Consider the following 7,319-nt stretch of genomic DNA (forward strand, 5'->3'; position numbering starts at 1 on the left):
CATTGTGCCGACGCGGCGGGCAAAAGGACAGGCGGGCCGACCGGTGAGTCAGCCCACGGCGGGGAGCGGTCACGCGCCCGCCGGGTCCGGGTGCGGGCGATCAGCTCTTTCCGGGCACGTCGCCGGGCACGTCGACGGCCTCGCGCCGCCTCAGCCGGCTGTGCCGGTGCCCGTAGACGGCGTACAGGACGGCACCGACGGCCATCCACGCCAGGAACCGCAGCCAGGTCTCCACCGGCAGGTTGATCATGACGAACAGGCAGGCCAGCACCGACAGGACGGGGAGCAGCGGCACCAGCGGGACCCGGAACGCCCGCGGCAGCTCCGGCCGCGTCCGCCGCAGGATCAGCACGCCGACCGACACGACGAGGAACGCGAACAGGGTGCCGATGTTCACCAGCTCGGCGAGCTTGGCCAGCGGGATGAGGCCCGAGAGCACCGCGACGATGACGCCCATGATGACCGTCGACCGGTACGGCGTGCCGAACCGGGGGTGGACGGCCGACAGCCAGGCGGGCAGCAGCCCGTCCCGGCTCATCGCGAAGAACACCCGGCTCTGCCCGAGCAGCAGGATCAGCACGACGGTGGTCAGGCCCGCGACGGCGCCGACGCTGATCACGGTGGCGAACGCCGGGTGCCCGACGGCCTTGAACGCGTCGGCGAGCGGGGCGTCCTCGCTCAGCTTCGTGTAGTCGCGCATGCCCGTGACGACCAGCGACACCGCCGCGTACAGCACCGCGGTGACCACCAGGGAGCCGATGAGCCCGATCGGCAGGTCCCGCTGCGGGCGCCGCGCCTCCTCGGCCGCGGTGGCGACGATGTCGAAGCCGATGTAGGCGAAGAACACCACGGACACGGCCGCGAAGACGCCGAGCCAGCCGTAGCTGACCGGGGTGATCCCGAACAGCACCTGGATCAGCGGCGCCTCGCCGCCCTCCACCGACGGGTTGGACTTCGAGGGCGGGATGAACGGCCGGTAGTTGTCGCCCTTGACGAAGAACAGCCCGGCCACGATCACCAGCAGCACCACGAACAGCTTGATCGTCACGACCACGGCGTTGACCCGCGAGGACACCTTGACGCCGAGCACCAGCAGCCCCGTCACCAGGAGCACCAGCACGATCGCCGGGACGTTCACCACGCCGCCGCTCTCGCCCGGCGGATGCAGGATCGCGTCGGGCAGGTGGATGTGCGCGTCGTCCAGCAGCGAGGCGGCGTAGCCGGACCAGCCGACCGAGACCACGGCCGCGCCGAGCGCCAGCTCCAGGATGAGGTCCCAGCCGATGACCCACGCCGGGAACTCCCCGAGCGTGGCGTAGGAGAAGGTGTAGGCCGAGCCCGCGACCGGCACGGTGGAGGAGAACTCGGCGTAGCACAGCGCCGCCAGCCCGCACACCACGGCGGCGAGGACGAACGACAGCGCCACCGCCGGCCCGGCCTTGTCCCGCGCGACCTGCCCGGTCAGCACGAAGATGCCCGTCCCGATGAGCACCCCGACGCCGAACATGACCAGGTCGAGCGCCGACAGCTCCCGCCGCAGCCGGTGCCCCGGCTCCTCGGTGTCCTGGATCGACTGCTCGACCGACTTCGTGCGCAGCAGGTTCATCCTCGGAACTCCTCGCGATCCGGTGCTCGTCACGGCCGGCGCCCATGCCGCGCCAGGACGCCTATGCCCGTATGTGCGCGTCTTACGATCGGCCGAAACGCGAGGATGTCGTGGCCTGCGGCAACGCCGGAAAGAGACGCTCCGAACGCGCTCCGAACGCGCTCCGAACGCGCTCCGAACGCGCTCCGAACGCGCTCCGAACGCGCGCGCGGAGCGCCTCTTTCCGGGGACGGTCAGCCGCGCGGGGAGGCGACTCCCGGGTCCAGGAAGCGGGTGCCGGTGACCTTCTCCGCGATGCCCGTGCGGTCCAGGTACGGGGTGATGCCGCCGAGGTGGAAGGGCCAGCCCGCGCCGAGGATCATGCACAGGTCGATGTCCTGCGCGGCCGCGACGACGCCCTCGTCCAGCATGATGCGGATCTCCTCGGCCAGGGCGGCCAGGGCCCGCTCCAAGACCTGCTCCGGCGTGGACGGGCTCGTCCCGCCGGAGAAGATCTCCACGACCTCGGGGTCGAGGGTGAGGTCGGGCAGGTACACCCCGGGCTTGCCCGCGGCGACCATCTGAGCGAGGTTGCCCGACAGCGGGAACCGGTCCGGGAACGCGCCGTGCAGCGTCTCGTTGACGTGCAGCGCGACCGCCGGGCCGACCAGGCCCATCAGGACGAACGGCGGCATCGGCAGGCCCAGCGGCGCGGCGGCGCGCTCGGCGACCTCGATGGGGGTGCCCTCGTCCACCGCCTGGACGATCTCGGCGAGCAGGCGCAGCAGCACGCGGTTGACCACGAACGCCGGGGCGTCCTTGACCAGCACGCACGACTTCCTGAGCGCCCGGCCCGCCGCGAACGCCGTGGCGAGGGTCGCCTCGTCGGTCCGCTCGCCCCGGACGATCTCCAGCAGCGGCAGCACCGCGACCGGGTTGAAGAAGTGGAGGCCGACGACCCGCTCGGGGTGCCGCAGGCCCGCGGCCATCTCACCGACCGGCAGGGACGAGGTGTTGGTCGCGAGGACGCATTCGGCGGAGACGTGCTCCTCCACCTCGGCGAACACCGCCTGCTTGACCGCCAGGTCCTCGAACACGGCCTCGATGACGAGGCCCGCGTCCGCGAAGGCGTCCTTGGTGAGCGACCCGGTGATCAGCGACTTGAGCCGGCCCGCCTTGTCGGGCGACACGCGGCCCTTGGCGAGCAGCTTGTCGATCTCGCCGTGCGCGTGGCCCACGCCCTTGTCCAGGCGGTCCTGGTCCAGGTCGGTCAGCACGACCGGCACCTCCAGGCGGCGCGCGAACAGCAGCGCGAGCTGGGAGGCCATCAGGCCCGCGCCGACGACGCCGACCTTGTCGACCGTGCGGGCCAGGGCCTTGTCGGGCGCGCCGGCGGGCCGCTTGGCGCGCTTCTGCGTGAGGTCGAACGCGTACAGCCCGGCCCGCAGCTCGTCGCCCATGATGAGGTCGGCCAGTGCTTCGTCCTCAGCGGCGAAGCCCTCGTCGCGGGTGCGGTCCTTGGCGGCGGCGATCAGGTCCAGGGCCCTGACGTAGGACGGGGCGGCGCCGTGCAGCCTGCCGTCCACGTTCCAGCGCGCCAGCGCGACCGCGTCGTCCCACGCCTTGCCCTTGTCGACCTCCGGGCGCCGGACGATGATGTCGCCGTTCAGGACGCGGGCCGTCCAGGACAGGGACTCCTCCAGGAAGTCGGCCGGGTCGAAGATCGCGTCCGCGATGCCCAGCTCGTACGCCTGCGGGCCCTTGAGCATGCGGTTCTGCGCGAGCGGGTTGTCGATGACGACCTTGAGGGCCTTCTCCGCGCCGATCAGGTTCGGCAGCAGGTACGTGCCGCCCCAGCCGGGCACCAGGCCGAGGAACGTCTCGGGCAGCGCGAACGCGGGGACGCCTGACGAGATCGTCCGGTAGGTGCAGTGCAGGCCGATCTCGACGCCGCCGCCCATCGCCGCGCCGTTGTAGTAGGCGAATGTGGGGACGTCCAGCTCGCCGAGGCGGCGGAAGACGTCGTGGCCCAGCCGGCCGATGGTGTGCGCGTCCTCGCGGCGCCCGATCAGCGGGACGCCCTTGAGGTCGGCGCCGACCGCGAAGACGAACGGCTTGCCGGTGACGCCGACGGCCGCGATGTCCCCGCGCGCGGCGACCGCGTCGAGCGCCGCGTCCAGCCCGGCGAGGCCGTTCGGGCCGAAGGTGCTCGGCTTGGTGTGGTCGAGGCCGTTGTCCAGGGTGATCAGCGCCAGCGTGCCCGCGCCGTGGGGGAGGGCCACGTCGCGGACGCGGGCGTGCGTGACGACCTCGTCCGCGAAGAGGTCCTTGACGGCGCCGATGTCCGGGGTGCTCACTTGGCGCCCTCCCAGTTCGCGTTCTCCCAGAGGACGGTGCCGCCCATGCCCATGCCGACGCACATCGTCGTGAGGCCGTACCGGACGCCGGGGCGCTCCTCGAACAGGCGGGACAGCTGGTTCATCAGCCGGACGCCGGACGAGGCCAGCGGGTGGCCGACGGCGATCGCGCCGCCCCATGGGTTCACGCGCGGATCGTCGTCGGCGATCTTGAAGTGGTCCAGGAACGCCAGCACCTGGACGGCGAACGCCTCGTTGATCTCGATGAGGCCGATGTCGTCCATGGTGAGGGCGTTGCGGGCTAGCAGCCGCTCGGTCGCCGGGACGGGCCCGACGCCCATGACCTCGGGCTCCACGCCGGCGAAGGAGAAGTCGGCCAGCCGCATCCGCGGGGCGAGGCCGAGCTCGCGCGCCACGTCCTCGGCGGCCAGCAGGCAGGCGGTGGCGCCGTCGTTCAGCCCGGCGGCGTTGCCCGGGGTGACGTTGCCGTGCACGCGGAACGGGGTCTTCAGCCGCGCGAGGTCGTCCATCGTGGTGCCGGGGCGCGGCGGCTCGTCCACCGTGGCGAGGCCCCAGCCCTTCTCGGCGGAGCGGACCGCGGTCGGGACGAGGTCCGGCTGCACCTTGCCCGCCGCGTAGGCCGCCGCGACCTTCCGCTGGCTGCGCACGGCGTAGGCGTCCGCGCGCTCCTTGGTGATCGCCGGGAACCGGTCGTGCAGGTTCTCCGCGGTCGAGCCCATGACCAGCGCGGACGGGTCGACGAGCCTGTCGGCGAGGAACCGGGGGTTCGGGTCGACGCCCTCGCCCATCGGGTGCCGGCCCATGTGCTCGACGCCGCCCGCGATGGCCACGTCGTAGGAGCCGAATGAGATGCCGGCGCCGGTGGCGGTCACGGCGGTCATCGCGCCCGCGCACATGCGGTCGACGGCGTAGCCGGGGACGCTCTTCGGCAGCCCGGCGAGGACGGCGGCGGAGCGGCCGATGGTCAGGCCCTGGTCGCCGGTCTGGGTGGTCGCCGCGATAGCGACCTCGTCCACCCGCTCCGGCGGGAGGGACGGGTTGCGGCGCATCAGCTCGCGGATCGCGCGGACGACCATGTCGTCGGCACGGGTCTCCGCGTACAGGCCCTTGGGTCCTGCCTTGCCGAACGGCGTGCGTACGCCGTCGACGAACACGACGTCGCGTGCGGTGCGTGGCACGGGGTCGTCCTCCCTCTGGACGGAGCGGATTGCCTTGGAACGGAATGCTACTTATTGGTAATCCACGATGCTACTCGTCAGTAACCACTGACATGGGGTCAAGCCGATGGTGCCCTTGTTCGCAAACGAACCCGTGGGTAACGTGGCTTGAAATCACCGAGGAGGGCACGGTGGTGCACGCGCGGCCCGTCTATCATCCGGGACTACGCCGGCGGATCGGGCATATCCGCGACCTGTCCGCCCTCCTGGTGAGCACGGGACTGCTGTTCTCCGGCGGCCCGCGCCGCCTCCTCCGCCAGTTCGGCGCGCTGCGCCGCTGGGGCACCACGCTCGCCGGGCTGGTCGCCTCGTCCGCCGCGCGCTCCCCGGCCAGGCCCGCCGTGATCGACGACGAGGGCGTCCTCACCTTCGCCGAACTGGACGAGCGCGCCACCCGGCTCGCCGCCGGGCTGCCCCTGTCCGGCCCCCGTCCCCGCGTCGGCGTGCTCTGCCGCAACCACCGCGGCATGGCCCTGACGCTCGTCGCGTGCAGCAGGCGCGGCGCCGAGGTCGTCCTGCTCAACACCGGCTTCGGGACGGGCCAGCTCCGCGCCGTCCTCGGCGAGATGCGCCCCGACCTGCTCGTCGCCGACGCCGAGTTCGCGCCGCTGCTGGCGGGCATCCCCATCGCGCTGCGCCGGACCGTCCTGTGGGCCGACGGGCGGCCCGGGGCGTCCGGCGCGTCCGGCGCGGGGACGCCGCTCGCCGCGCCCGTCCCCCTCGGAACGCTCCCGCTGGTACGCCCCGGCCGGGACACGGGCCGCCCCCCTCCGGCGGAGACGGGCCCGAGCATCGACGAGGTCATCCGCTCGGTCCCGCCCGACGCGGCCGCGGCGGAGCCGCCGCAGATCCAGAGCCGCACGATCATGCTCAGCTCGGGGACCACGGGACGCCCGAAGGGCGCCCGCCGCCCGCCCCGGCCCGGGCTGTGGCCGCTGGCCTCGATGACCTCCCGGATCCCGCTGCGCGCCCGGCAGACGATGATCGTCGAGGCGCCGCTGTTCCACACCTGGGGTTACGGCGCCCTCCAGATGGCCTGGGCGCTGCGCGCGCCGGTCGTCCTGCACCGCCGGTTCGACCCCGAGCAGGCGCTGCGCTCGATCGCCTCGCACCGCGACGCCGTCGTGTTCGCCGTCCCCGTCATGCTCCAGCGGATCCTGGAACTGGCCCCCGGCGTCCGCGCGGTCCACGACACGTCCTCGCTGCGGATCGTGGCGCTCAGCGGCACCGCACTGCCCGGCGATCTCGCCACCCGGTTCATGGACGCGTTCGGCGACCGGCTCTACAACGTCTACGGCTCCACCGAGACGTCGTGGGTGTCCATCGCCACCCCGCACGACCTGCGGATCGACCCGCGCACCGCCGGCCGCCCGCCCCGCAACACCTCCCTGGCGATCCTGGACGCGCAGGGCCGCCGGGTCGGCCGCTCCACCATCGGCCAGATCTTCGCCGCGAACGAGCTGCTCTTCGAGGGGTACACCGGCGGCGAGCCCATGGAGGTCCGCGACGGGCTGCTCGCCACCGGCGACCTCGGCCATATCGACCACCGCGGCCTGCTGTTCGTGGACGGGCGCCGCGACGGGCTGATCGTCTCCGGCGGCGAGAACATCGTCCCCCGCGACGTCGAGGACGCCCTGCTGCGGCTCCCGCAGATCCACGAGGCCGCCGTCGTCGGCGTCCCCGACGACGACTGGGGACAGCGCCTCGCCGCCTACATCGTCCTGAGCCCCGGGGCCGTGCTCGCCGCGGAGGCCGTCCGCGCCCACGTGCACGAGCAGGTCGCCCGGTACGCGGCGCCGCGCGACGTCCACTTCATCGCCGAGCTGCCGCGCAACGCCACCGGCAAGGTCGTCCACCGCTGGCTGACGGCCCGGCCCGACCTGCGCCCCGAGCCCGAGGGCCGCGTCGAGTGGCCCAAGCCGCCGCCCTGGCCGATGCCCACGGGCCAGGCGGGCTGAGCCGCAGGGGTCAGGCGGTCAGCGCGGCCTCGTGCGCCGCGTCCGGCACCCCCGCCGCCGGGAACCGCGCCGTGATCGACAGGCCGCCCTCCTGCCGCGGGACGGTCTCGATCGTGCCGCCGTGCGCGCCCACCACCGCCTCCGCGGCGAGCACGGCCCCGGGGCTCAGGACGATGTAGGC

4 protein-coding genes are annotated in these 7,319 nt (G+C 73.2%); 1 reads left to right on the forward strand and 3 read right to left on the reverse strand.

What is annotated here, in order from left to right:
- Window positions 1-100: 100 nt before the first annotated feature.
- The 3 genes from E1298_RS07205 to E1298_RS07215 form a co-directional block, all read right to left on the reverse strand.
- The gene (locus E1298_RS07205; RefSeq protein ID WP_131890206.1) at window positions 101-1,606 is read right to left on the reverse strand and encodes an amino acid permease; all 1,506 of its coding nucleotides are present in this window, start codon (window positions 1,604-1,606) and stop codon (window positions 101-103) included.
- 233 nt (window positions 1,607-1,839) lie between these two features.
- A complete protein-coding gene (locus E1298_RS07210) occupies window positions 1,840-3,942 on the reverse strand; it encodes a 3-hydroxyacyl-CoA dehydrogenase NAD-binding domain-containing protein (protein WP_243725425.1) in 2,103 nt (700 codons plus the stop codon).
- Entirely contained in the window at window positions 3,939-5,141 is a 1,203-nt protein-coding gene (locus E1298_RS07215; protein ID WP_131890208.1) for a thiolase family protein, read from the reverse strand. The genes E1298_RS07210 and E1298_RS07215 overlap by 4 nt, the downstream gene beginning before the upstream one ends.
- Window positions 5,142-5,311: 170 nt before the next feature.
- Between E1298_RS07215 and E1298_RS07220 the strand changes: the two genes are divergently transcribed.
- Entirely contained in the window at window positions 5,312-7,138 is a 1,827-nt protein-coding gene (locus E1298_RS07220; RefSeq protein WP_243725426.1) for an AMP-binding protein, read from the forward strand.
- Window positions 7,139-7,319 lie beyond the last annotated feature (181 nt).

It is taken from the genome of Actinomadura rubrisoli (assembly GCF_004349215.1).
Lineage (GTDB): Bacteria > Actinomycetota > Actinomycetes > Streptosporangiales > Streptosporangiaceae > Spirillospora > Spirillospora rubrisoli.

Coding starts and splice junctions, on each gene's coding strand:
- E1298_RS07205 (WP_131890206.1), bottom strand. CDS start 1,606: ATGAACCTGCTGCGCACGAAGTCGGTCGAGCAGTCGATCCAGGACACC.